This is a genomic window from Pseudomonas sp. IPO3747, from assembly GCF_013385245.1.
GTDB lineage: Bacteria > Pseudomonadota > Gammaproteobacteria > Pseudomonadales > Pseudomonadaceae > Aquipseudomonas > Aquipseudomonas edaphica.
On record NZ_JACAQL010000022.1, the window covers coordinates 201,521 to 226,325 of the forward strand.

Genomic DNA, 24,805 nt, shown 5'->3' on the forward strand with positions numbered 1-24,805 from the left:
TCCTGAACCGATCAAGGGCGCTGCGATTGATGTTTTGCGTTGATGTGAATGACGAATTCGGCACAGTTTGTATCCGCCGATCCAGGCTTTTTTGTGGGAGCTGGCTTGCCTGCGATTGCATCACCTCGGTTTGCCTGAATGACCGAGGCGTCTGCATCGCAGGCAAGCCAGCTCCCACATTTTTGATCGAGTGTGGCCTCCAAGGCTGCCACAACCTTGTGTGGATACTCAGGCTGGCATAGGGCAATCTGCTTAAAAAAAATGGAGTGCAGGCCATGCTGCCCAGTGCATTTGCGAGCTTTCTACAGGCCAACCGCCCCAACAGCATCGAGCAACTATTGGCGGGGGTCGCGCAGTTGCTGCCCTTGCTCGACGTAATCCCCAACGCGGCGATTTTCATCAAGGATATCGACGCCCGCTACGTCCTCGCCAACCACACCCTGGTGCAACGCTGCGGCCTCAAACAGCTGCAGCCGCTGCTGGGTAAGACCAGCGCCGAAGTGTTCCCCGCACAATTGGGGCCGGGCTACACCGAGCAAGACCGGCGCGTGCTGGAGCAGGGTTTTGTGCTCGAAGACCAGCTTGAGCTGCACCTGTATGGCAGCCGCGAACCGGGCTGGTGCCTGACGCACAAATGGCCGCTGTACAACGACAAGGGCGCGATCATCGGCCTGGCGGGTATTTCGGTGGACCTGCAATCGGCCAGCGAAAAGCATCCGGCCTACCAGCGCCTGGCCGCCGTGGATGAGCACATTCGCCAACATTTCAACCGCCGTGTCACCCTCGGCGAGCTGACCCGCATTGCCGGGATTTCCGTGGCGCAACTGGAGCGCTACTGCAAACGTGTATTCAACCTCACACCCCGGCAGATGATCCAGAAGGTGCGCCTGGAGCATGCGCACCGGCTGTTGCACACCGACCTGCCGATCACCGAGGTGGCGCTGCAATGCGGCTACACCGACCACAGCGCATTTACCCGCCAGTTCAAGGCATTGACCGGGTTTACGCCCAGGCAGTACCGGCAATTGGAGTAAATGCAACGAATCAAGGCCTCCGCCGCTCCTATGCTTACCAATCACCTTTTCACGGCAATAGGAAACAGGCTTATGACGGCGGCGGATAACGATCATGTGAACTGGCTGGTGCAACAATCCATGCTCAATGCGGCGCGTCAGCGGGCAAGGCTGTACAGCGGGCAAGGGCGTTTGTGGCAGCAGCCGTATGCGCAGACCCGGCCGCGTGATGCCTCAGCGTTGTCGTCGGTATGGTTCACCGCTTATCCGGCCTCGATTGTGACCCGTGAGAACGGCACGGTGCTCGAAGCCCTGGGCGATGAAAGCCTGTGGCAGGCGTTGTCGAAGATCGGCATCCAGGGCATTCACAACGGCCCGCTGAAAAAGTCCGGCGGGCTCGACGGCACACGGCATACGCCGACCATCGATGGCAATTTCGACCGCATCAGCTTCGAGATTGACCCACAGCTGGGCACCGAAGCGCAGTTGCAGGCCCTGACGCGCATGGCCGCCGCGCACAACGCGGTGATCATCGACGATGTGATCCCCTCCCACACGGGCAAGGGCGCGGACTTCCGCCTGGCAGAGATGGCGTATGAGGACTATCCGGGGCTCTACCACATGGTCGAGATCCGCGAGGAAGACTGGCCCTTGCTGCCCGACGTTGCCGAGGGGCGGGATGCGCAAAACCTCAGCCCCGCGCAGGTGGATGCGCTGCGCGACAAGCATTACATCGTTGGCCAGTTGCAGCGGGTGATCTTCTTCGAACCCGGCGTCAAGGAAACTGACTGGAGTGCAACCCCGGTGGTCATCGGTGTGGATGACAAGCCGCGCCGCTGGGTGTACCTGCATTACTTCAAGGAAGGCCAGCCGTCGCTGAACTGGCTCGACCCTTCGTTTGCCGCGCAGCAGATGATCATCGGCGACGCCCTGCATGCCATTGATGTGATGGGCGCCAAGATCCTGCGCCTGGACGCCAACGGCTTCCTCGGCGTGGAACGCAAGCTGGACGGCACTGCCTGGTCGGAAAGCCACCCGTTGTCGATCACCGGCAACCAGTTGCTGGGCGGGGCGATTCGCAAGGCGGGCGGGTTCAGCTTTCAGGAGTTGAACCTCACTGTCGACGATATTGCCGCCATGTCCCACGGCGGCGCCGACCTGTCCTATGACTTCATCACGCGCCCGGCGTATCAGCATGCGTTACTGCTGGGCGACACCGAATTTCTGCGCCTGATGCTGCGTGAGATGCACAGCCAGGGCATTGACCCAGGCTCTTTGATCCATGCGCTGCAAAACCACGATGAGCTGACCCTGGAGCTGGTGCATTTCTGGACCCTGCACGCCCACGACAGTTACCTCTACCAAGGCCAGACGTTCCCCGGCAACAGCCTGCGCGAGCATATTCGCGAGCAGATGTACGAGCGCCTGGCCGGCGAGCATGCGCCGTATAACCTCAAGTTCGTCACCAATGGGGTTTCCTGCACCACCGCCAGCATTATCACGGCGGCCCTGGGCATCCGTGACCTGGAGGCGATCACGCCGGCCGATATCGAGCAGATCCGCCGGATCCATGTGCTGCTGGTGATGTACAACGCCATGCAGCCTGGGGTGTTTGCCCTGTCTGGCTGGGACCTGGTCGGCGCGTTGCCGTTGGCGGCCGATGCGGTTGCCCATTTGATGGGCGATGGCGACACGCGCTGGATTCATCGCGGCGCCTATGACCTGGTGGATTTGAACCCGGATGCTGAGCTGTCCGCCGGCCAGATGCCGCGCGCACAAACCTTGTACGGCAGCCTCAACAGCCAGTTGCAGGACCCGGACTCGTTTGCGTCCCAGCTGCAGAAAATTCTCGCCGTGCGCAACGCTTATGGAATCGCCGCCAGCCGCCAGATTCTGGTGCCGGATGTCGAACATCCAGGTTTGCTGATCATGGTTCACGAGTTGCCGGCCGGGAAGGGCACGCAAATCACCGCGCTCAACTTCGGCAGTACGGCGCTGACCGAAACCCTGCACCTGCCCGACATTGCGCCGGGGCCGGTGGTGGACATTATCAACGAGCGGGTTGAGGGCGATCTCACTGCTGAAGGTGAGTTCACCATCACGCTGGACGCGTATGAGGGGCTGGCGCTGCGGGTGGTCAGCCTGTCGCCGATGCTTTAGGGGCCGAAGGCGCTGATCGACTCGTCGATCAGCGCTGATTATGCATTTGCCGGGAGAATGAATAACATGCAACTTACGCATTATTAAATAAATTAATATGCGCTTGATGAATTTTGTTGTTCGGGCTAGCGTAGTGCCAATGGCCACTTTCGAGCACCGGCCACTGACCTGCCGAGGAATTTCCCATGCCTTTAGTTCGAATCGACCTGGCCGCCGACACCTCCACTGAAACCGCCGCTGCAATTGGTGACGTGATCTACGCCGCCATGACCAGCGTGGCCAATGTGCCTGAGCACGACAAATTCCAGATCATCAATCGTCACGCCAAGGATGAGTTGGTGTATCCGGCGGCGGGTTATCTGGGGATTACCTACACGCCGAACATCGTGTTTATCCAGGTGACCTGGAGCGCCGGGCGTAGCATCGCAGTGAAAAAGGCTTTTTATAAATGTATCGCTGAGGGCATCCACGCCAAAACCGGGCTGCGCAAAGAAGATGTGTGGATCAACCTGGTGGATGTGAAACGCGAGGATTGGTCGTTTGGCAACGGAGAGATGCAGTACGTGCCCGACGAGTGAGGCAGGCCTACAAGAAGGCGGCGACTCAGTGATGAGTCGCCGCCGTTTTTATTGGGCGTTCAACGCTTGTAGAAACTGGGTGTGTTTCAGCGTTTGCGAGAACATGGGCAAGGTGAAGTTCTCGGCGGCGTGTTGTTGCTCATCACTGAAGGTCGCGGTGCAGTCGGTCAACGTCACCACGTCGTAGCCTTTCTCATAGCCCGAACGAACCGTGCCTTCAACGCAGCAATTGGTCAAAAAGCCTGCGACGACCAGGTTCTGGATGCCGTTGTTGCGCAGCACCAGGTCCAGGCCGGTGGTGGCAAACGCATCCAGGCCGCGTTTGCCTTCTATGAGGATGTCTGCCGGCTCACGGCTCAGTGCCTCGCTGATGTCCGCGCCCCAGCTGCCGGCCCGGAAGGCGCTGCCGTCTGCCACGCCCTTGAGAATGCCGTAGGAGCGGTGCGTCAGCTCGGGGTAGCCGTCGGCAAATTGAATCGGCATATGGATGATCTTCACACCGAGTTTTCGGGCTTGCTCAACGGTGGTTGCAGTGTTCGCCAGCATGTCGGTGCTGTGCATGACGCCTTTGACCGCGTCGTGAAACACCCCACCCGCAGTGGTGAAGTCATTTTGGAATTCAATCAGGACCAATGCGGTTTTCGTCGGGTTCATAGTGATGCTCCGTCAGGTGGTTTTTCACTACAGCAGTTATAGGCGCCAAATCCAAGGGCCGCACTCTTCGTGTGGGAGCGGGCTTGCCCGCGAATGCGGTGGGTCAGTCAAAACCCAGGTGTCTGACACAGCGTATCCCCCATAAAAGCCGCCAGTCATAAGACAGTAACGCTGCCCAGGCACAGTGGCGCACCGGTACTCGGACGTACCTTTGTGCGGATTGAATCATGCTGCGAAACATCGGCTTTTGGCTGGGCCTTTTCATGTTGACGCCTGGGTTGGCCCTGGCTGCCCCCGCCACTTTTGTGACGCGGGACATTACATTTGCCAACGCTGATGTTGCACTGGCCGGCACGGTTTACCTGCCCGAGCATCCAGTAGCCGGCGTGGTGCTGGTACACGGTTCCGGCCAGGTGCCGCGTATGAGCAGTTTTGCCACAACCCTGGCCCAACGTGGCATCGCGGTGTTGACCTACGACAAACGTGGCGTCGGGCAATCTGGCGGTGTGTACGCTGGCCCGGAAGTCGGCGGCAATAACCTCGACGCTTCCAATCTGGCGGCGCTGGCGGGTGATGCGAATGCGGCGCTCGTGGTGTTATCCACCACGCTTGCGGCCAACCCAGTGCCCGTTGGGCTGGTGGGTTTCAGCCAGGCGGGCTGGATCATTCCCCTTGCCGCCGAGCGTAATCGGAGCATCAACTTCATGGTGCTATTCAGCGGCCCACTGCTGACGACACTTGAGCAGCTACGGTTCCAGTTTCTGACCCAGGGCAAGGCAGATTTCTGGCATACCCACAGCGAGGCCGATGCCCGCCAACATATCGCGCAAGACCCGGACCGCTATGATTTTGCCGCTACCGACCCACGCGCCGCACTCGCCAGCATCTCGGTGCCGGGGCTATGGTTGCTGGGCGGCCAGGACCTGCAAACCCCGGCGTTCATGGCCATCGAACGGCTGGGTGCGCTTAAAGCCCAGGGCAAACCCTTTGAATACCGGCTGTATCCCGAGTTGGGGCACAACGTCTCGCCCGGCGGTGCAGGCCAGTCGGTTGATGATGCGGTTAAGTGGATCAAGGGCGTGAAGCTAACCCGTTGACAGCATTCATTTGGCATCGTGAAAGATGATGCCCAGCGTGTGGCGCTCTCCGCGATGCAGGCGGCTCACCCCATGACGCACGCTGACTGTGCAAAAACCACGCGCGGAACGTGCCGGGCGGCTGTTGACGGCAAAGATCAGTGCCTGGCCTTGTTCAAGGGGCACTACCTCAGCCCGTGCGGGTTTGCTGGAGCCGGTGTGAGTGAGCACGAACTCACCCCCTTCGAAGTCCAGGCCTGGCTGGTCCAGCAGGAACACCGCCTGAAACGGAAACACCTGCTCGCCATACAAGTCCTGATGCAGGCAGGTGTAGTCATTTTGCCGATAGCGCAGCATCAGCGGCGTGGGCCTGCATTGGCCGGCCTGGTGACATAGCGCTTTGAATTCCACATGGGTGTCGGGGAATCGTTGATTCATCTTCAGCGCCGCGTGCCAGCGGTTGGCGACTGGTGCGAGGCGCGCGTAAAGATGCGAGCGCAGGCTGTCGACGAGTGCCGGCAGCGGGTACCGAAAGTACTGGTATTCACCTCGCCCGAAGGCGTAGCGCTGCATGACGATGCGGCTGCGAAAGTGACTTTCATCAGCATAGAGTGCCGCGAGTTGCCGGCAAGTTTGCCGAGTCAACAGTCGTGGCAGCAGGGCGAAGCCGTCGTTCATCAAGGCCGCTTCGATCATTGGCCAATCGAGATTTTCCAGGTGAGTGTTCATAAAGGCTGCTGAAGTTTCCATTGGCGATACTCGGCCGGCATGCACACGGCGCAAGGGCGATAGCCCGCTGCGATGGCGCTGGATTGATTGAGGAAAAACACCCGGTGCTGCACATAGCAGCCACGGGCGATGGCGTGCAGTGCCGCACGGCAATCCAGCGTGCCGTAGCGTTTACCGCGTCGATGACCAGCCAATGTGCCCGGTTCGGCGCTTGAGTAGGCTTGGCCATCGCTGCCCAATACCCGCCACATGCGCTCGTCAGTCATGCGCCGCCCCAGGGCATAAGTGAAAACTGAGCAAAAAACCGCGCCGTTCGCCGCTTCGGACGCTGCTGATCGCGTGTTTCATATTCACCCGGTAGTAACCCTTGCTGCCCTTGAACGGGCGGTGTGCCGTGGTGATCACGGCCAGATCGCCGCGCTGCAACGGCACCACCATCGGCCGTGATTGCATTCTGGGGCGTTGCTCGGTAAGGACACATTCGCCGCCGGTGAAATCCTCGCCGGGCGCAGACAGCACGCCGGCCAACTGAAATGGGAATACGTGCTCGCCCTCGGCGTCCTGCCCCAGCGCCTGGTGCTCGTCTTTGCGCAGGCATGTCAGTTGGGGCAGTGCTTGCTGCTGGCCGACGGCGCGGCACTGCGCATGAAAGTCGGTGAGTTGGGGAGGGTAGCGGTAGGGCAGTTGCAGGATGTCGTTCCACCGGTTGGAAAGCTGTGCCAATGGCGGATAAAAGCCGTTCAGTAGGTGGGTGAACAAGCCTGGGACCTCAAGCCCGAACATGCCGGGCAGCACGACGAAACCTTCGCGGTCGAGTTCCAGGCCGATGGTTTGCCAATCCAGGTGTACCAGGGTGGCGGCAAGGGGAGTCATGAAAGCCTCGGTCACTGTGCATTTGCGCCAGTGTAGGCAGGCGCCAACCCACTGAAACTCCGGTTCTTGCGACGCAATTCTCCCTGGCTGACCGAACATTGATCTCGGTCAGGTGCCCCGCCTGACATGCCTTTTAACCTTGTGCTTCCATCAAAGGCCAGGGACGGCTCAATGCGAGCCTGTGGCCGTGCACCTCAAGGAAGAGTCTGCCATGCGATCACTGAAGATCATCTTGTTGTCCTCTGCATTCAACGGTTTGACCCAACGGGCCTGGCTGGATTTGCGCCAGTCTGGGTTTGACCCCAGCGTGGTGCTGTTCACCGATGAAGCCACGGTGTGCCGGCAAATCGAGGCGGCGGACGCCGACCTGGTGATCTGCCCGTTTCTCAAGGACCGCGTGCCGCAGCAGTTGTGGAGCAACCTCGACCGCCCGGTGGTGATCATTCATCCGGGCATTGTCGGTGACCGTGGCGCCAGCGCGCTGGACTGGGCCATCACCCAGCAGGCCCGTCGCTGGGGCGTCACCGCATTGCAGGCGGTGGAGGAGATGGACGCAGGGCCGGTCTGGTCGAGCTGTGAGTTCGACATGCCCGCCGAGGTGCGAAAGGCCGAGTTGTACAACGGCCTGGTGAGTGATGCTGCGATCACCTGTATTCGCGACGTGGTGGAAAAATTCACCCGTGGTGTGCTCCCTGCGCCACTGGATTACACGCAGCCCAACGTTATGGGGCGCTTGCAGCCGAACATGAAGCAGGTAGACCGTGCTTTCAGCTGGCACGACTGCGCGCGCTTCATAAAACGCAGCATCGACGCCGCCGACGGCCAGCCGGGTGTGTTGGCCAGCATCCAAGGCGAGCAGTATTACTTGTACGACGCGCACCTGGATGCACGCCGGGGCCTGCCGGGTGAAATGCTTGCGGTACAGGATGATGCGGTATTGGTCGCGGCTGGCGCTCAGAGCGTGTGGGTCGGCTCACTTAAACGCAAGGCCCAGCCAGGCGAGGAAACCTTCAAGTTGCCGGCCCGTCACGTGTTGGCCGGGCGCCTGGCGCGTGTGCCCGTGCTGGACAGCTCAATTGCCCACCAAGCCTTCAATGAACAGGCCTATCAACCGATTCGCTACCGTGAATGCGGCGATGTCGGCGAATTGACCTTCGAGTTCTACAACGGCGCCATGAGCACTGAACAATGCCAGCGGCTGGTCGCTGCACTGCGCTGGGCCAAGGCACGGAACACCCAGGTGCTGCTGATCAAAGGCGGGCGCGGCAGCTTTTCCAATGGCGTACACCTCAACGTCATCCAGGCCGCACCCGTGCCAGGGCTGGAGGCTTGGGCGAATATCCAGGCGATCGATGATGTGTGCCAGGAGCTGCTGACGGCCCGGCAACTGGTGGTCAGTGGCCTGACCGGTAGTGCCGGCGCCGGCGGTGTGATGCTGGCCCTGGCGGCCGATATCGTCTTCGCCCGTGCCGGCGTAGTGCTCAACCCGCATTACAAGAGCATGGGGCTGTATGGCTCCGAATACTGGACTTACAGCCTGCCCCGCGCGGTGGGCAGCGAAATTGCCCATAAGCTCACTGAAGAGTGCCTGCCGATCAGCGCCATTCAGGCACAGCAGTGGGGCATGGTGCAGGACATTGGGCCACGTTGCCCGAGTGCGTTCAGTGCATGGTTACTGCAAGCGGCCCAAGGCGCGCTGAGCGATGAGAAATACGCCGCGCAACGCATGCGCAAAGCCACTATCGACCTTGAGCCAATGGATCGCTGCCGCCAAAACGAGTTGGCTCAGATGGAACTGGACATGGTGCACAACCGCCAGCAGTTTGCCGAGAAGTGCCGCAACTTTGTGTTCAAGCGTAAAGCCTGCCAGACGCCGCAACGGTTGATTGCGCCGTGGGCGTTGGCGCGTAAGGGCGAACTGGTCGACTGAGCGGTACTGCGGTTTTAGTCCCAGTCCTATTTGTTTCTGTTTTGGCGCTGATAAGCTTTTTTCCTGAAACAATCTCGGGAAATTTTTGTCATGATCCAAAATGCCGTCGTGCCCAACGAGTTCAGCGCGCTACGTGTCGTCACGTTGGCATCCGATGCTGCCTGTGCGCATCGGCTCGCCTTCGCCTTGAGCAGCATGGGGGTAACTCCGATTGCCAATATTGGCACCTTGAGCGCCGTTGAGGCTTGGCTGCGCGAGTCCCCGATCGACGTCATTGTCTGCGAAATTCGCCCAGAGTGCGGTGATGGGCTGATGTTGCCGAGCCTGCTCAGGGGGCTGCACGAAGCAGGCACACTGGCCCGGTTGCCCTGCATCTTCTGGACCGGAGAGACGGCCTTGGACGCGCCCGCGGGCGAGGTCGACGTGACCCGTAAAACGCCTGCAAGCCCGCTCTGGATCAAGTACATGGGCGGGGTTGCGGTCAGTGCGCTGGAGTCCCATGCGCGGTTGGCGCGAACGGCGGGGATCTCCGTGCAAATCCTGCGCGAAGGCGCAACCCTGGCGCTGGGCGACGCCTTGCGCGCGGTCGTGCTGACGCGCGCGCAGCCGGATGCAAGGCTGAATATGAACACTTTTGATGACTTGGCCGAAGATGAGGTGATCAACGCGCTGACCACAGGCGAGGGCTTGCGTTTTGTGTTCCAACCGCAATTTGAGCTGCTGAGCCGGCGTATCGTGGGGGCCGAAGCGCTGGTGCGTTGGAAGCATCCACGATTTGGGGAAATCCCCCCTTCGGTATTGATGCCCTTGGTCAACCGCTTGGGCCTGGACCTGCTGCTGTTCAGCCTGGTGGAGATGTGGACGATCAAGGCCATGCTCGCGCTCAAACGCGAACATATCGGGATTCCCATTGCTGTAAACGCGTCGGCTAAAACCATTTGCACCCCCGATTTCTCCGAGCGCCTGGCCGCGCGGATGCGCCAGGCCGGCCTGCCGAACCGGCTGCTGAAAATCGAGCTTACTGAAGATGTACCCGAACCGGATGAGCTCTACCTATCCGCCTCGTTGACGGCGATTCGGGCCAAGGGGTTCCAGGTATCGATGGACGACTTCGGCACGGGCGCTGCTACGTTGAACCTGTTGGCGAACCTGTCGTTTGATGAGATGAAAATTGACGGATCGTTTGTGCGTGGGGTTGAACAGCACTCGTCTTCACGCAAAGTCATTGCCGGTATTGTCAATTGGGCGCGACTGCTCAGTTTGAATTTGGTGGCTGAGGGCATCGAAGACGAGTCGACGATTGCGTTGCTCTATCGTTTGGGTTGCCGAGTGGGGCAGGGTTACGCGTTGGCTCGCCCAATGGAAATGGACGATTTCTTGAACTTTGTTATTCAGCGGGAAAATAGTGCGGGTGCTGAGCGCTTTTAGGAGTGATCTGATACCCGAATGAGTGCCCGTGCATTAACTTTCGCATCCGCTCACTGTTTAAGAACTATCGGTTGCTGAGTTGGTTTGGCTGTTGTTATGTGTGTTATGTGCGATTGTTCAATATCACGGATGCCGTTGATTTTATAGGTTCGTCTGCGATGACGAGAACTTACTAAAGATGAGAATGTTGCAGGCCTCATCCTTTTGCTCGTTATAAAGAGTGCCTTCCACGTTATGAAATGCTTAAGAATTGCTTTGCTCGATGATCATGCAATCGTGCGGCACGGGTTAATCAATCGATTGCAGCAGGAACCTGATTTTGAAGTGGTGGGTGTCTACGCCCGCAGCCGTGAAGCGATGGCTGGGCTCGCGTTGCTGCCCGCCGATGTGCTGTTGCTGGATTTCGTGCTCGGGCCCAGTGAACTGGACGGCATCTTGTTGATTCGTGCGTTGCGAGTGAAGTACCCGCAATGCCGCATTCTGATGTTCTCCACGCATCACGATGCCGCCACCGTGATCCTGGCCCTGCGTGTCGGCGCGCGCGGGTTTCTTGGCAAGGGTGAAGATATCAACCAGTTGATCAGTGCGGTTCGGTTGGTGGCATCCGGGGAGGTCTACCTGAGTCCGGACATGGCCTACCGGGTAGCCGAAGCGACGGCGGTGAACCATATCGGTGACGAACAGAACCGCGATGAAGCCTTGCGTTTTGTCAGCCTTTCCGCGCGTGAACAGGACGTGATTCGGTGTTACTTGACGGGTATGACCATTACCGATATCGCCGAAAAATTCAATCGCAGCATCAAGACCATCAGCTCACAAAAAGCCTCGGCGTTTCGCAAGTTGGGCGTGGTATCGAACAATGAGTTGTTCAGGATCAAACACATTATTGATGGTATTTGATCCTGGTTTCCGACACCCAGCAACGAGCGGGGTGTGATTTACCGATCCTTGCATATACTCAAAGACGGGTTGAACGTTGTAGCGGTGGGGTATCCCAGTATTCCGACAGCGTTGTGCCGAGTGGGTCGATCACGATGAAACCAATACGTATTGCTTTGCTGGATGATCATGCAGTTGTTCGACACGGGCTAGCCGCCACGTTGGCGGCCGAGGCGAACTTTGAAGTGGTTGGCATTTATGCGCGCAGCCGCGACCTGATCGCCGGCCTCGCCTCGGCGCCAGCAGACCTGCTGCTGCTGGACTTCTCCCTGAACCCTGACGAGCTGGACGGGGTCTCACTGATCCGCGCCTTGCGGGTCAAATTTCCCAGCTGTCATATCCTTGTTTTGTCCACGCATCACGACCCGGCGACGGTCAGCCTGGCCATGCGTGTCGGTGCCCGTGGCTTTGTCGGCAAGGGTGAAGAAATGGCGCAGTTGGTCAAGGCCATCCGCAAGGTGGCGGCGGGTGCGGTGTACCTGAGTACCGACATGACCTACCGCCTGGCGGAGACGGTGACCAGCGATACTGGCCAAGGCCGTGGCGATGCGCCTGACGCGTTGGTCCAGGCGGAGTTGACCAGCCGTGAGCAGGAAGTCATTCGCTGTTACCTGGCGGGCATGACGGTGAGTGAGATTGCCGAGAAATTCAACCGCAGCATCAAAACCATCAGCACCCAGAAAACCGCAGCGTTTCGCAAGCTTGGGGTCACCTCGAACAACGAGCTGTTCAAGCTGAATAAACTCATCGGCACGCCATGACAATCGGGTTGTGGAGGGCAGTGCTATTGGCGCTGATTGTGCTGGGCTCGCCGCTCGTCTGTGCGGCTGCCGTCGCGCTGAGCGACGAGCAACTGCAGTGGATAGCACTGCAGCCGGTGTTGCGCGTCGGGGTGGTGGAGGGCTTGATTCCGTTCGAGTACATGAACGGTGGAGAACTGCGCGGGCGGTCCATGCAGTATTTGCAGTTCGTGACGGCCGCTACGGGCCTTCGTTTCAGCTACGTGCCCGGAAATACAATGGCCGCACGCGAAAACATGCTGCTGGCAGGGCAGGTGGACCTGCTGTCCTCATACTTGCGCTTTCGCTCTGAGCCTGCAACCAAGGGCATTGTTGCGCTGGTTTACCACACCACCTCGCCCATCATCGTCACGCGCGTCGACAGCCCGGGTGTCTTCGACCTTGAACAACTACAGGGCAAAAACGTGATGATTCCCGATGTGGAATATTACGAGACGATATTCCGGGACAAGGCGACCAAGTCCCATCTGATCAGAAGCACCTCGGCCCTGCAGATGCTGACCATGGTGAAGGAGGGCAAGGCCGATGCGGTAGTGGCCTCGGAAACCTTTTTAATGCCTTACCTGTATCGACAATTCCAGGGCGTGCTGGAAGTTTCCGGCGTGGTCGGCAGCCAGATGCTGGATGTGAGCATGGCCGTGCGCGCTGATGACCTCATGTTGCGTTCCATACTTGAAAAGGTACTGGGCTCCATAACGGCGGAGCAGCGCAATGATATCTATGAGAATTGGTATCACGACCTGGAAGTGGACGTGCCGTCCCTGTCAAACATCGTCAATCATTATGCGCATGTGTTCATCCTCGGTGCGTTGGCATTCGCCAGCCTTTGCGCGCTGGTCTATCGCGGTCATCGGTTGCGCCGGCGGGCGTTGCGCAATGAACAAGAAAAATCCATGTTCCTGGCGGTCATGAACCATCAAATACGTTCGCCCATGAACGCAGTGCTGGCGGCGATGGAGTTACTGGGGCACACACGGCTCAATCAGCAACAACGCCACTTTGCCCAGCTGGCCAATAGTGGTGCCGACGCGATGCTGCGTTTGCTGGACGATGTGCTTGAAACCTCCGGGTCGCAGGTCAAGCCGAAACGCCTGAAGGTCGAGTCGACCGATGTGACAGCGTTGGTGCAGGCAGTCGTCGGGCTGCATCGCCTGCGGGCCAGGGAAAAACGCCTGGAGCTCAATGCGCATATCCAAGAGGCGTTGCCCCTGTTGATGCTCGACAGTGCGCGCCTGACGCAAATCCTGCATAACCTGCTCTCGAATGCGATCAAGTTTACCGATGCGGGCAGTATTGATATCGACGTGCGCCAGGTTGGCCTGGACGCGAGCAACGGCCGCTTGCAGATCGAGGTCCGCGACACCGGCATCGGCATTTCGGCGGCGGTGCAGGCTTCGTTGTTTCGACCCTACGCGCAGCATAGCCAGTCATACAAACGCGCGGGCGGCTCAGGCTTGGGGCTGGTGATCTGCCAGCAGTTGGTCAACTTGATGCACGGGACGTTGACGCTCAAGAGCGCGCCGGGCGCGGGCACCACGGTGACGATCTGCTTGCCCGTGATAAACGCCCCGCAACCCCTTGCATCGCAACCGGCAGAGGCGCCATTAACGGCAAACGCTGGCAAAGCATTGCAGATCCTTGTGGTGGAGGACACCCGGGCGAACCAGCAGGTGTTGGGCGCGCAAATCAAAAGCTTCGGCAGCCTGCCGGTGATAGCCGGCGATGCCGCCCAAGCCCGCGCCTTGTTTGTGCACACCCGTTACGACCTGGTCCTGATGGACTGTGACCTGCCGGACCAGGATGGCTACAGCCTGACCCGCGAACTGCGCGGATTCGAACAGCAGGTGGGCCGACTGCGTTGCCCGATCATTGCCATCTCTGCCTTGACCGGTGAGCAACATCTTCAGCGCTGCCTGGCGGCGGGAATGGACGCGGTGTTGAGCAAGCCTATTCGCCTGGAGCCATTGCGCGGGGTGATTGAGCGTTGGTGCGACGTCACACTGGCAGACCCTCGGTTAAACCTGATGGCCCCTGTGCTGGACCAGGCCGGGATCAATCGCGAAGTGGCCGCTGACCTGGGCAGACTGACCAAAGCGCTTGCGCTGTGTGATCGATCATCCGCTCTGCACGTGACCCACCGTTTGCACGGCGCAGCGCTGATCATGGAATGGTCGGCGATGGGTCAGGCTGCCGAAAACCTGCAGAACCTGCTGCGCGCGCAGTCGGGATGGGATGACCCGGCATATGCACAGGCTTTGCGGTTGCTGCTCCAGCAATGGCGTGACCTGGGCGGCGATCGGCAGGTTGATGCACTGCCTGCCACTCGTTCGCACCGGATGCTGCCTTGATGTGGCGCTTGTTGGCGGTGTTGGCGCTGATGGGCCAGATTGGTCTGTGTGTTGCGCAAGCCAACGCGCCGGCGTTGGCGTTGACACCACAGGAACTCGATTGGATTGCAGCCCACCCGGTATTGCGTGTGGGGGTGTTCGATAACCTGTTGCCCTTTGAGTACATCAGCGGTGGCGAACTGCGAGGGCTGTCGGCCAAGTACCTGGACTTGATCGCACGGCGTACGGGGCTGCGTTTCAAGTCTGTGCCGACTACCTCACGCAGTGCGCGCAAAGACATGCTGCTCAGTGGCGAGGTGGATATCTTGTCCACCCGGCGCCGGTCGGACGACCCTGCTGAAGATCGCGGCGTCCTCTATACCGCGCCTTACAACACCAGCTCGACCATCCTTATCAGCCGTTTTGACGATCAGCCGTTTGCCGAACTGGGCCAGCTCGCCGGCAAACGCCTGGTGATGCTGGGGCGTGAAGGCTATTCGGCGTTTTTGCGTGAGCGGGCGCCGGGCATCACGATCATTTCGGCCCAGAACGCGATCGACATGATGGCAATGGTCAAGGACGGCGATGCGGACGCCGCCATTGCTTCGGAGTGGTTGCTGATCCCGTATCTGTCTCGCCAGTACCAGGGCGTGCTGCAGGTTTCCGGTGTGGTGCCCGAGCAGCGTACTGGGGTAAGCATGGCGGTGCGCGACAACGACGTGATTTTGCTATCGATTCTGCAGAAGGTACTGGGGTCCATTTCGGGCGATGAGCGCCAGGCGATCTACGATGCCTGGTTCGCGGACATGAACCTCGATATCCCGCCCATCAAGGCCATCCTTGATCACTACAAAAGTGAGTTGTGGTTGCTGCTCAGCAGCGTGCTGATACTCATCACGCTGGTGTGGCAAAGCCGCGTGCAACGCCGGCGCGCCATCCATAACGAACGGGAGAAGGCGATGTTCCTGGCGGTTATGAGCCACGAAGTCCGTTCGCCCATGAACGCAATACTGGCCGCTGTTGAGTTGCTGGAGCACACCGCACTTGACGAACAGCAACATCACTTTGCGGCCCTTGCGAACAACGGCGCCAATACCCTGTTGCGGTTGGTGGACGATGTGCTGGATATCTCCAGGATGGAGGCCGGGCAATTGACGCTGAATGTGGAAGCCGTGGACCTGGGTGTGCTGGTCCAGCGCGTGGTGGACAGCCAGCGCGCGTCTGCCGAGGCAAAAGGCCTTGAACTGACGGTAACGGGTGAGCACCTGCACGCCCCGTTATTGCTGGATGAACTGCGCGTGGCGCAGGTCTTGCGCAATCTGATCGTCAATGCCATCAAGTTCTCCGACAGGGGCCATGTAGAGATTCGGCTTCAGGTGCTTGAGGGCGATCACCACCTGATGATTGAGGTCATCGACAATGGGATCGGGTTGTCCGACCAGGCACACGCCTCATTGCTGAGCTCATCCGCGCGTGCCAGTGGCAGTAACGGGCTGGGGTTGGTGATCTGCCAGCGGTTAGTGCAGTTGATGGGGGGCGAGTTGACGCTCAGCAGCCTCCAGGGCAAAGGCACCCGCGTGGGTGTGAGATTGCCGGTTGAATGGGCTGCGCCGCTTGATTCACCCGTGCAGGTGATGCCTTCGCCCGACGAACCTGTGGGCTTGATGGTGTTGGTGGTGGGGGGCACCAATGTCGACCAGCAAGGGCTGGTGACGCAGCTGCGCGCGTTAGGTTGCCATCCCTTACCAATGGACGATGCCAACCAGGGTTTAAGGTTTTTCAATGCACACCAGGTTGATTTGATACTTATTGACTGCGACCTGCCAGCAGGCGCTGGCTATAAACTGGCCGGTGAATTCAGGCAGGTGCAGAGCCAGCGACAGCGTACACACTGCCCGATCATCGCGGTCTCACAGCTCACCGGCAATGACATGCTGGAATGCTGCTTTGAAGCGGGTATGGATGGCGCGCTGAGCAAACCCATTGGCGAGGGCCTTCTACGCGAAACCATTGAACTGTGGTGCGAGGTCAACCTGCTGCAACCCCCATCGGCGCCGAGTACCTCCGGGCCTGAAATACTGCGCAAACAGCTAGGCGGCTTGCTTGAGGCGGCAGCCCTGCGTGATCGCAGCCTGGCGTTGCTCGCCGCGCATAACCTGCAGGCTGCCGCGCTAGTGGCGGGGTGGATAGACATCGCGACCACGGCGGACCTGATCGATGCGGCCTTGCAGGATAAAACAGCCTGGCCAACTGTCGTTATTGCCGGTCATCTCAGCCGTATGGTTGAACAGTGGGCAGCATTAAGCGCTTGAGTGTTGCCCTTGAATTGTTGGGGTGACGGCGTTGTTTTTAGGAGCACTCCTATTGACCATAAAGTTGTCTGCAGAATAAAAACCTTCCTCGGCAGATTGAATTGTTTTGCGCGGGCATCGCCAAGTTAATTAATTAAAATCTGCAGGGCTTAGTTGCTTTTTCGGAGCAGTCCTATTTGGACAGTTCGGTGACTTCCTTACACTTAACTCCGCAACAACACAGCAGTTCTCCTGCAACAGGGAACTCACTCTCTACTCAGCATCTTGCGCTCTTGGAGTTACTCATGGATTACAAAGCCCGCGTCCTCGCTGTACTGGTCGCCGCCACCGCCACCTCCGCCGCCATGGCGTCGGACGGTACTATCAACTTCAACGGCGAACTGAAAGCCGAAACTTGCCAAGTCGCAGTCAATGGCGCGGCAGGTTCAGCAGGCAGCACCGTCACGCTGCCGACGATTTCGACCGCTTCGCTGGCTGCACAGGGCCAAGTGGCGGGCCAGACCGGGTTCAGCATTCAACTGAGCAAGTGCTCTGCGGCGCTTAAAACCGCCTCTGCGTTCTTTGAAGCAGGTGGCTCGGTGGACCCGGCCAGCGGCAACTTGAAGAACTTGAGCGGCACCGCCACCAAGGCGCAACTGCAATTGGTTGACGCCTCAAATGGTAAAGCCATCAAAGCCGGTGACACCGGGCAAGTGGCGTCTACCAGCCGTATCAGCATCGATACAACAACACTGAGTGCCGACCTGCCTTACGCCGTCCAGTACTACGCCCAGGCCGCAACTACGCCGGGCACCGTTATCAGTAACGTGACGTACTCCATTAATTATCAGTAAGTCGCTCGCCAATGAACACACGCCCTGTGTGGTCGATAAAAGGGCGTGTTTTCTGGCGGCGATGGGACACTGTCATGCCTTGCAAACTTCCACTCAAACAGTTGCTGCTGGCAAGCCTTCTGGCCCTGGCAAGCGCCCAAGCCATTGCGGGCGTGGTGATTACCGGCACGCGGGTGATCTACCCGGCTGGCCAGAAGGAAGTCACCGTCAAACTCAATAACAACGGCACGCAGCCTGCACTGATGCAAGCCTGGATCGATACTGGCAGTGTCGAGTCCACGCCCACTAGTTCCAAGGCACCGTTTCTGCTTTCGCCGCCGGTGGCACGTATCGACCCGGCCAAAGGCCAAAGCCTGCGGGTATTGTTCACGGGGGCGGCGTTGGCCTCGGACAAGGAGTCGGTGTTCTGGCTGAACGTACTGGAAATTCCGCCCAAGCCCGAGGCGGGTGAGGACCTTAACACCCTTCAAATGGCATTTCGCTCGCGGATCAAGCTGTTCTATCGCCCCACCGAGTTGCCCGGAACCGCCACTGAAGCGATTGAACAGGTGCAATGGCAAGTGGTTTCCAGCCGTGATGGCTTGGGCCTGGCTTTGCAGGCGTTCAACCCGTCGGCCTTTTACGTATCGCTGGTTGAACTGGAACTGGTGTCGGGCTCAGTACGTGCTCGCAGTGAGGACGGCATGGTCGCTCCGGGTGAAACCCGACAGTTCCCGCTGCCGACTCTCAAGACTCGGCCTGCCGCCGATGCCCAAGTGGAGTTCAACGCCATCAACGATTACGGCGCGCTGATCCCGACTCGGAAAGCACTCAAGCCTTGATCAACTCCTGACGTCTTTACACGCGAGTTAATTATGCAAACCTCTTCCAGCTCCAGGCTTGCCCTGCGGGCGCAGCCTCGCTTTGCCTTGAATCCGCTTACAGCCTTGGTGCTCAAGGTGCTGGCCATCGCGCCTGGTGCATGGGGAATACAGGGCGCATTGGCGCAAGAGGTGCAGTTCAACGACGCATTCCTGCCTGAGGACTCGCGTAACCTCGACCTGGGTAAATACCAGACCGGCAACCCGGTGACGCCGGGGCAATACCGCGCCGATGTGTTGCTCAACGGCCAGTTGAACAGCCGCCAGGACATTCGCATTGAGGCCCAGCCCGACGGCAGCAAACCGGTGGTGTGCATGGACCATGGCTTGCTTGAACGTCAGGGCGTGGACATGTCCAAGCTGTCCGAACCGCTGGACACCACAGGCTGCGTGTCTTTGGGCAGTTTGATCCAAGGTGCCAGTGCGAGTTTTTCACCGGAGAACCAGGCGCTCGACCTCAGCATTCCTCAGGCCGCCTTGAAGCGTAATTCCCGGGGTTACGTCAGCCCTGAGCTATGGGACCGCGGTGTGACCGCCAGCATGCTCAGTTACACCTTCAACGCCAACCGTAATCGCACCCGCACGGGCGACTATGACTCGGCGTTCATGGGCCTTAATGCGGGCCTTAATCTGGGTGACTGGCGCCTGCGCCACAACGCGTCGATGAGCTGGCAGTCGCGCCAGGGCAACAAGTACCAGGCTCTGGACACCTACGCCCAACGTGATGTGACGGCGCTGAAAAGCCAGTTGACGGTGGGGGAGTCCAACACCAGTGGCGAGATCTTCGACACCTTGTCCTTTCGCGGCGTGCAGTTGGCCAGCGATGACCGCATGCTGCCTGATTCCATGCGCGGTTATGCCCCGGTCATCCGTGGCATTGCCCGCACCAACGCCCGCGTGACCATTCGCCAGGCCGGCAACGTCCTGCTGGAAACTACCGTAGCGCCGGGTGCTTTCGTGATCGATGACCTGTACTCCACCGGCTACGGCGGAGACCTTAACGTGAGCGTTGCCGAGGCAGACGGCACCGAGCAAAACTTTATCGTGCCCTATGCCTCGGTCAGCCAGTTGTTGCGCCCCGGTACCTCGCGGTTCAGCTTCACCGCCGGTGAAACCCGCAACAACTTTGTCGACCAACAGGCACGCGTGCTGCAAGGCACGCTGCAATATGGCCTGAACAACACGTTCACAGGCTTCGGTGGCCTGCAGTCGAGCGACCACTACACGGCGCTGCTCACGGGCCTGGCGTTTGGCACGCCCATCGGCGCCATGGCGGTGGACGTGACTCACGCACAGACCGAGCTGGCTGCCGGGACGGCCAAAGGGCAGAGCATGCGTGTGTCCTATAGCAAGAATGTACTCAGTACCGGCAGCAACTTCTCGGTGGCGGCTTACCGTTTTTCTACCGGTGACTACCTGGATTTCAGCAATGCCGTGCAACTGGTGGATGCCGAGAAAAATGGTTGGGACACCCGTATGTTCGGACGTCCGCGCAGCCGCCTGTCCATCACCGCAGACCAGACGTTGGGGCCTTGGGGCCAAGTGACTCTTAGCGGCTATGCGCAGAATTACTGGAACCAGCCGGGCAGTGATGTGCAGTACCAGTTCAGCTACAGCAAGCAATTCAATCGCGTGAGTTTCAGCGTGAACGCCAATCGCAGCCGCATGGGCCTGGGCGATATGGAGAACAGCTTCCTGCTGACCATGAGCATGCCCCTGGAGTTTGGTGGATCTGGTTATGGCCCACAGATGACGGCGCAGGTTGGCCGTGACACGCGCGGCAACTACAGCGAGCAGGCCGGCATCAGCGGCACCGCGGGCGACGATCGCCAGTACGGCTACGGCGCAACCTTCGGGCATGACGGTGGCAGCAATAGCAAAAGTGTAGCGCTCAACGGGCAGTACACCGGTGCCAGGGCGATGCTCAGTGCCGCACTGGGGCGTGGCGACGGCTACACCAGTGCTTCCGTGGGTGCCAGCGGCACGCTGGTGGCCCATGCCGACGGTATGACCATGACGCCTTATCGTGGCGAGACCATGGCGGTGATCAGCGCGCCGGGTGCGCAGGGTGCCAAGGTGTCGGGCTATCCAGGTCTGAGGCTTGATGCAAGCGGTAACGCCGTGGTGCCGTATTTGCGCCCCTATGAATTGAACGAGGTCGCCATCGACCCGATCGGCAGTTCCCTGGACGTTGAATTCAACGAAACCAGCCAGCAGGTCGCGCCGCGTGCCGGCGCCGTAGTGCACCTCAAATACACCACCAACCAGGGGCGGGCAGTACTGCTCAATGTGCGCCTGGACGATGGCAACAGTTTGCCGTTCGGTGCCGGCGTAACGGACGGCGAAGGCGCCACGGTGGGCGTGGTCGGGCAGGGCGGTCAGCTCTACGCACGCATCAAGCCGGACACCCGCCAGTTGCTGATCAATTGGGGCAGCAAAGCGCACCAGCAGTGTGCGTTGGTCATTCCACCGGGCCCGGGCGAGGGCCAGCAGTTGCAGCAGCTGGACGCCGTGTGTGCGGCAGGCAAACAGGTCGCTGACCGCGTGCGGCCCAACACTATGCAAAAGGTACCGTTATGAACATCAGGGCTTTGATCAACTCGGGATTGGCAGTCATCGCACTGTGGGTAGCAGCCGACACGGCCATGGCGGTCACGTGCACCTACATGAATGGCATCCAGCCAGCGAATGGCTCCATGCCGTTGCAAATATCGGCGATCACCGTCGGGCGCGATGTGCCGGTAGGCGCCGAAGTTTATCGACAGAAGTTCAGCATGGCAGCGGGCCAGGCGGTAAAGCTGGAGTGCCTGTATGCCCCATATGAACAGTCGACCGAGTTTACGGTTGATTCGGGCTATGGCCTGGCCAATGTGACCAGCGGGGTGTATGCCAACAAAGTCTACAGAACCAGCATTCAAGGACTAGGGGTCGCCTTCACTAGCACGGGCGGCCCTCTGCCAAGGGCAACGAGCAAAATTTGGACCTCGTGTACGCCGGGCTGGCGGTGCCTGGTCCCGTTTGACGGACCTTCCAATTTTGAATTGGTATTAATCAAACTGGGCGATGTGGAACCGGGCGTGTTGGTGGGCAATACGTTGCCGACCGTGAGCCTATTTGGCAATTTTGGCGACGCCAGAATGCTGGGCTTCAAAATGGGTATCTCCGGCACTATCCAGATTGTTTCGCGCACCTGCAGCACGCCGGATGTGAACGTCCCTATGGGTACACATCAGACCAAGACATTTACCGGAGTCAACACTGCCAGCGCCTGGGTCGATTTTGCCATTCGATTAAATGATTGCCCGGCGTTTACGGGGACCTTCAGGACCACAGGTCCCGGTTGGATTTCCCAGAGCGGCAATTCACCCTCCGGCAGCAGCACGCCTGGCACCGTGGTCAATAACACCCTGCAATATCGCGTCGACCCGGCGCGGACTGCGATCAACGGAGGCAATGGCGTGCTGAGCCTCGACTCTACAACGGGCGGCAGTGCACCTGCCGCCACAGGCGTAGGTGTGCAGGTTGCAACCCCTAACGGAATCGGCTTGCCTTTAGCGACGAATCAAAACAGTGGCCTGGCCCTGCGAGCGACCGAGGGCAGCTATTCAATCCCGTTGCGCGCCCGTTATCTGCAAACCCAGTCCAAGGTCACGCCGGGGCCGGCCAACGCGTCGGCAACGTTTACGATTATTTATCAGTGATGGAGTACGTAAGACTAATCGCGAGGATGCGAAAGATGCCAAATAAAGCACTCAGGATTCTGATCGCAGATGACCAGCATTTCTCCCGGTTGAGGATCGAGCGTGCCCTGAACCATCTGGGTTACTACCGGATTGCGCCGATGCACCGGCTGGAGGAGGTATTAAGCGCGCTGGAGTATGACTGCGAACCCTTGGACCTGCTGATCATCAACGCTTCACTGGTGAAAGGCGTGAAATTTGATCTGTTTTCGTTCTGCATGGACAACCCGTACGTGCGTTACGCAATGATCTACGATGAAAGGCAATCGGGTATCCCGGCGTTTCTGGTGTGCCGTCAGGACAAGGTATTGATCAGTGCATTGCCGTTGCCGGACCTCGACACGCTCACCCAGCTCATGGCCAGGGTTGATCCCAGCCTTGTGGCCACTGCACGCAACAGAGAAGTGGGGGTGTAGCTTCACGGTGGCTCACCGGTTGTTGCGAATGCCATCGCCCATGCGCGATGATCTGGCACTGTCAGCGCCTGGAGTACAGTGATGCAATCGCTACCCATCCCGCCCTCCATCAAGGGTGTGTTACTTGAGCTGCGCCCGCTGGAAACCGGGGATTTCGAGGCCCTGTATGGCGTCGCCTGCGACCCGTTGATCTGGGCCCAGCACCCCAGCCCCACGCGCTACCAGGAACCGGTGTTTCGCGAATGGTTCGAGCAGGCGCTGGCATCCCCCAGCGTACTGGTGGTGATCGACCTTGAGAGCAACAGGGTGGTGGGCAGCTCTCGTTACTACGACTTCAGTGAGCCGCAACGTGAGGTGGCCATCGGTTACACGTTTCTGGCCCGTGAAAAATGGGGCGGCGGGGCCAATGGCGAGCTTAAACAACTGATGCTCAAGCACGCCTTTCAGTGGGTCGATACCGTATGGTTCCACGTCGGCGCCGACAATATTCGCTCGCAGCGGGCGATGGAGAAAATCGGCGGGCAGCTTTCGCATACCTCAATAAAAACCTTCGCAGGGCGTTCGCAAGAGAATCGTTTTTATAAAGTTGAGCGGGCTGCATTTGAGCGCTCCGTAATGGGCGAGCGCTACTGATTTCGGCAATTCGATCTATATTCAAAAGGGCAGTCCCTTCTGGAGTGAATGATCATGTTCAAATCTCGCTCGTTGGTAGTCGTCATCACTTGCATTGCCCTGGTCGCGGGCTCGGCGACGGCGTTGGCTGATCCTGGTAACGGGAAGGGGCAAGGCCATGGCAACGGCAACGGCCATGGGGGGCAGGGCAAGAAGGGCAAAGGCGGCGATTCGCAATATGCTCCCAGCATTGATCGAGGCAGCGTGCTAGGCGTGCTGGGTGGCTATCGTGATTATTGGCGGCCTGGCCCATCACTGCCACCTGGCGTACAAAAGAACCTCGCTCGAGGAAAGCCGCTGCCTCCAGGGATCGCAAAAAAACTGGACGGCCGATTACTCGGCAGGCTGCCTCATTACGACGGCTACGAATGGCAGCAGGCAGGCACGGATTTGATCCTCGTGGCAATTGCTTCCGGGATCATCTACGAAGTGCTTAACGGCGCTTTTGACTAGTGCGCTGAAAGCCTAGCGCACGATAAACGTATCGTTCGCCGCCCTCTAAGCAACCAGACTAAATGGCAGGGCCCTTCAGCTCGATCCGGTTGTCATCTGGATCGTTGAAGTAAATCGACCAGCCTGTCCCGTCTGCGCCATAGCGCTTCTGCGCCTTTTCCGCAAACACACCCGCCTCAGCCAAGTGGTTGAGAATCGCGGACTCATCAAAAGGCTCAACCCTGAGGCAAACGTGATCGACGTTATGCCTCTGCTTGCCCGCCGGCTCCCCACCCTCACGGCCGATCGACCCGTTCACATCGACCAGGTCAATCAGGGACGTCCCGGCACTCAGGTGGATCATGCCGAGGTCGTCACGGCGTTTTTTGACCTCACAGCCCAGTACCGAGGTGTAAAACGCCAGGCTGCGGGTGATGTCTTTCACGCGTAAAACAACATGATCTATATGTTGGATTGAAAAGGTGCGCATTGCGATCATTCCTGTTTGATCATTGGTTTTGGTGTCGCCAAAGTCTTCAACTTAGCTGATTCTGGAAAACGAGTGCTGCATTTAACCCGTGGCATCGGCCCAGGACGGTCACCCAACCCGCTTGGTGCAATGCCAGGTTGGCTGCGTAGATCACTGATCTGACAAGGTTTTTCAGCTCAGGAAGAGCACGATAAAGGTGCGCCTCGACCTTGCATCCAAGCGCCGGGGTCTATATATTCCCAACCCTGCAACATCGCGCTACCGCCCGAATGGCGAAACTGGTAGACGCATGGGACTTAAAATCCCCCGCTCGTAAGGGCGTCCCGGTTCGATTCCGGGTTCGGGCACCATAGATATCAAGGGCTTGCATGATTTTTCATGCGAGCCCTTTTTCGTTTGTGCTCCCCCAAATTAGAAAACTCCACCGCTCGTTTTGTCGGCATGACCTGTTTGCCGATCCTTTTGCGTGTGTAGCCATCCTGACATTCCCCTGATCCTTCGCGACCTTTGCTTTTACTCAGAGCAAAGCGGCAACGCGTTGAT

General features: G+C 59.2%; 22 protein-coding genes and 1 tRNA gene. 18 read left to right on the forward strand and 5 right to left on the reverse strand.

The window, feature by feature from the left end; genetic code table 11:
• Window positions 1-275: 275 nt before the first annotated feature.
• The 3 genes from HX790_RS22425 (at window position 276) to HX790_RS22435 (ending at window position 3,751) form a co-directional block, all read left to right on the forward strand.
• Window positions 276-1,034, forward strand: coding sequence for an AraC family transcriptional regulator (locus HX790_RS22425; protein ID WP_176992168.1), 759 nt, complete (start codon window positions 276-278; stop codon window positions 1,032-1,034).
• 72 nt (window positions 1,035-1,106) lie between these two features.
• Window positions 1,107-3,173, forward strand: coding sequence for a maltose alpha-D-glucosyltransferase (gene treS / locus HX790_RS22430; RefSeq protein WP_169986175.1), 2,067 nt, complete (start codon window positions 1,107-1,109; stop codon window positions 3,171-3,173).
• A gap of 185 nt (window positions 3,174-3,358) precedes the next feature.
• Window positions 3,359-3,751, forward strand: coding sequence for a tautomerase family protein (locus HX790_RS22435; RefSeq protein ID WP_017138868.1), 393 nt, complete (start codon window positions 3,359-3,361; stop codon window positions 3,749-3,751).
• Between the two features lie 48 nt (window positions 3,752-3,799).
• Here the strand turns inward: HX790_RS22435 and HX790_RS22440 are convergent, their stop codons facing one another.
• Window positions 3,800-4,405 (reverse strand): cysteine hydrolase family protein, encoded by a 606-nt coding sequence (locus HX790_RS22440; RefSeq protein WP_017138867.1) that lies wholly within the window; start codon window positions 4,403-4,405, stop codon window positions 3,800-3,802.
• Window positions 4,406-4,632: 227 nt separating this feature from the next.
• Here HX790_RS22440 and HX790_RS22445 point away from each other — a divergent pair, with 227 nt between their 5' ends.
• The gene (locus HX790_RS22445; RefSeq protein ID WP_099549699.1) at window positions 4,633-5,502 is read left to right on the forward strand and encodes a S9 family peptidase; all 870 of its coding nucleotides are present in this window, start codon (window positions 4,633-4,635) and stop codon (window positions 5,500-5,502) included.
• 6 nt (window positions 5,503-5,508) lie between these two features.
• On the opposite strand, the gene HX790_RS22450 is transcribed toward HX790_RS22445, so the two are convergent.
• From HX790_RS22450 to HX790_RS22460, 3 genes are read right to left on the reverse strand one after another with little or no spacing between them, the layout of a single operon-like run.
• A complete protein-coding gene (locus tag HX790_RS22450) occupies window positions 5,509-6,210 on the reverse strand; it encodes a 2OG-Fe(II) oxygenase (protein ID WP_176992169.1) in 702 nt (233 codons plus the stop codon).
• Window positions 6,207-6,476: a metal-binding protein gene (locus HX790_RS22455; protein ID WP_171045891.1), complete on the reverse strand. Its 270-nt coding sequence runs from the start codon at window positions 6,474-6,476 to the stop codon at window positions 6,207-6,209. Before HX790_RS22455 ends, HX790_RS22450 begins: the two co-directional genes overlap by 4 nt.
• Complete coding sequence (locus HX790_RS22460) at window positions 6,469-7,083, reverse strand: 2OG-Fe(II) oxygenase (protein WP_170037530.1); 615 nt, start codon at window positions 7,081-7,083, stop codon at window positions 6,469-6,471. The genes HX790_RS22455 and HX790_RS22460 overlap by 8 nt, the downstream gene beginning before the upstream one ends.
• Before the next feature lie 211 nt (window positions 7,084-7,294).
• On the opposite strand from HX790_RS22460, the gene HX790_RS22465 reads away from it, so the two are divergent.
• The 13 genes from HX790_RS22465 (at window position 7,295) to HX790_RS22525 (ending at window position 23,793) form a co-directional block, all read left to right on the forward strand.
• On the forward strand, window positions 7,295-9,013 hold the full coding sequence (locus tag HX790_RS22465) for a hydrogenase maturation protein (RefSeq protein WP_176992170.1): 1,719 nt from the start codon (window positions 7,295-7,297) through the stop codon (window positions 9,011-9,013).
• A gap of 90 nt (window positions 9,014-9,103) precedes the next feature.
• A complete protein-coding gene (locus HX790_RS22470) occupies window positions 9,104-10,441 on the forward strand; it encodes an EAL domain-containing protein (protein WP_017138861.1) in 1,338 nt (445 codons plus the stop codon).
• Window positions 10,442-10,675: 234 nt separating this feature from the next.
• Window positions 10,676-11,341: a response regulator transcription factor gene (locus HX790_RS22475; protein ID WP_170037525.1), complete on the forward strand. Its 666-nt coding sequence runs from the start codon at window positions 10,676-10,678 to the stop codon at window positions 11,339-11,341.
• A gap of 134 nt (window positions 11,342-11,475) precedes the next feature.
• Window positions 11,476-12,141 carry a response regulator transcription factor gene (locus HX790_RS22480; RefSeq protein ID WP_017138859.1) on the forward strand — a complete coding sequence of 222 codons (666 nt, stop codon included), beginning with the start codon at window positions 11,476-11,478 and terminating at the stop codon, window positions 12,139-12,141.
• A 20-nt stretch (window positions 12,142-12,161) separates the two neighbouring features.
• Complete coding sequence (locus HX790_RS22485; RefSeq protein WP_369683592.1) at window positions 12,162-14,528, forward strand: ATP-binding protein; 2,367 nt, start codon at window positions 12,162-12,164, stop codon at window positions 14,526-14,528.
• Window positions 14,528-16,819 carry an ATP-binding protein gene (locus HX790_RS22490; RefSeq protein WP_176992172.1) on the forward strand — a complete coding sequence of 764 codons (2,292 nt, stop codon included), beginning with the start codon at window positions 14,528-14,530 and terminating at the stop codon, window positions 16,817-16,819. Before HX790_RS22485 ends, HX790_RS22490 begins: the two co-directional genes overlap by 1 nt.
• Window positions 16,820-17,103: 284 nt before the next feature.
• On the forward strand, window positions 17,104-17,652 hold the full coding sequence (locus HX790_RS22495) for a fimbrial protein (RefSeq protein ID WP_017138856.1): 549 nt from the start codon (window positions 17,104-17,106) through the stop codon (window positions 17,650-17,652).
• A 74-nt stretch (window positions 17,653-17,726) separates the two neighbouring features.
• Window positions 17,727-18,473 carry a molecular chaperone gene (locus HX790_RS22500; protein WP_017138855.1) on the forward strand — a complete coding sequence of 249 codons (747 nt, stop codon included), beginning with the start codon at window positions 17,727-17,729 and terminating at the stop codon, window positions 18,471-18,473.
• A 33-nt stretch (window positions 18,474-18,506) separates the two neighbouring features.
• The gene (locus HX790_RS22505; protein ID WP_236448066.1) at window positions 18,507-21,092 is read left to right on the forward strand and encodes a fimbria/pilus outer membrane usher protein; all 2,586 of its coding nucleotides are present in this window, start codon (window positions 18,507-18,509) and stop codon (window positions 21,090-21,092) included.
• On the forward strand, window positions 21,089-22,213 hold the full coding sequence (locus tag HX790_RS22510) for a fimbrial protein (RefSeq protein ID WP_176992173.1): 1,125 nt from the start codon (window positions 21,089-21,091) through the stop codon (window positions 22,211-22,213). The genes HX790_RS22505 and HX790_RS22510 overlap by 4 nt, the downstream gene beginning before the upstream one ends.
• Before the next feature lie 35 nt (window positions 22,214-22,248).
• Entirely contained in the window at window positions 22,249-22,668 is a 420-nt protein-coding gene (locus HX790_RS22515) for a hypothetical protein (RefSeq protein ID WP_017138852.1), read from the forward strand.
• 81 nt (window positions 22,669-22,749) lie between these two features.
• Window positions 22,750-23,301, forward strand: a complete 552-nt coding sequence (locus HX790_RS22520; RefSeq protein WP_176992174.1) for a GNAT family N-acetyltransferase — start codon at window positions 22,750-22,752, stop codon at window positions 23,299-23,301.
• A 54-nt stretch (window positions 23,302-23,355) separates the two neighbouring features.
• Window positions 23,356-23,793: an anti-virulence regulator CigR family protein gene (locus tag HX790_RS22525; protein ID WP_099549898.1), complete on the forward strand. Its 438-nt coding sequence runs from the start codon at window positions 23,356-23,358 to the stop codon at window positions 23,791-23,793.
• A 58-nt stretch (window positions 23,794-23,851) separates the two neighbouring features.
• Here HX790_RS22525 and HX790_RS22530 read toward each other — a convergent pair whose 3' ends face one another.
• The gene (locus HX790_RS22530; protein WP_017138850.1) at window positions 23,852-24,262 is read right to left on the reverse strand and encodes a VOC family protein; all 411 of its coding nucleotides are present in this window, start codon (window positions 24,260-24,262) and stop codon (window positions 23,852-23,854) included.
• 263 nt (window positions 24,263-24,525) lie between these two features.
• On the opposite strand from HX790_RS22530, the gene HX790_RS22535 reads away from it, so the two are divergent.
• Window positions 24,526-24,612 (forward strand) — tRNA-Leu (locus HX790_RS22535).
• Window positions 24,613-24,805 lie beyond the last annotated feature (193 nt).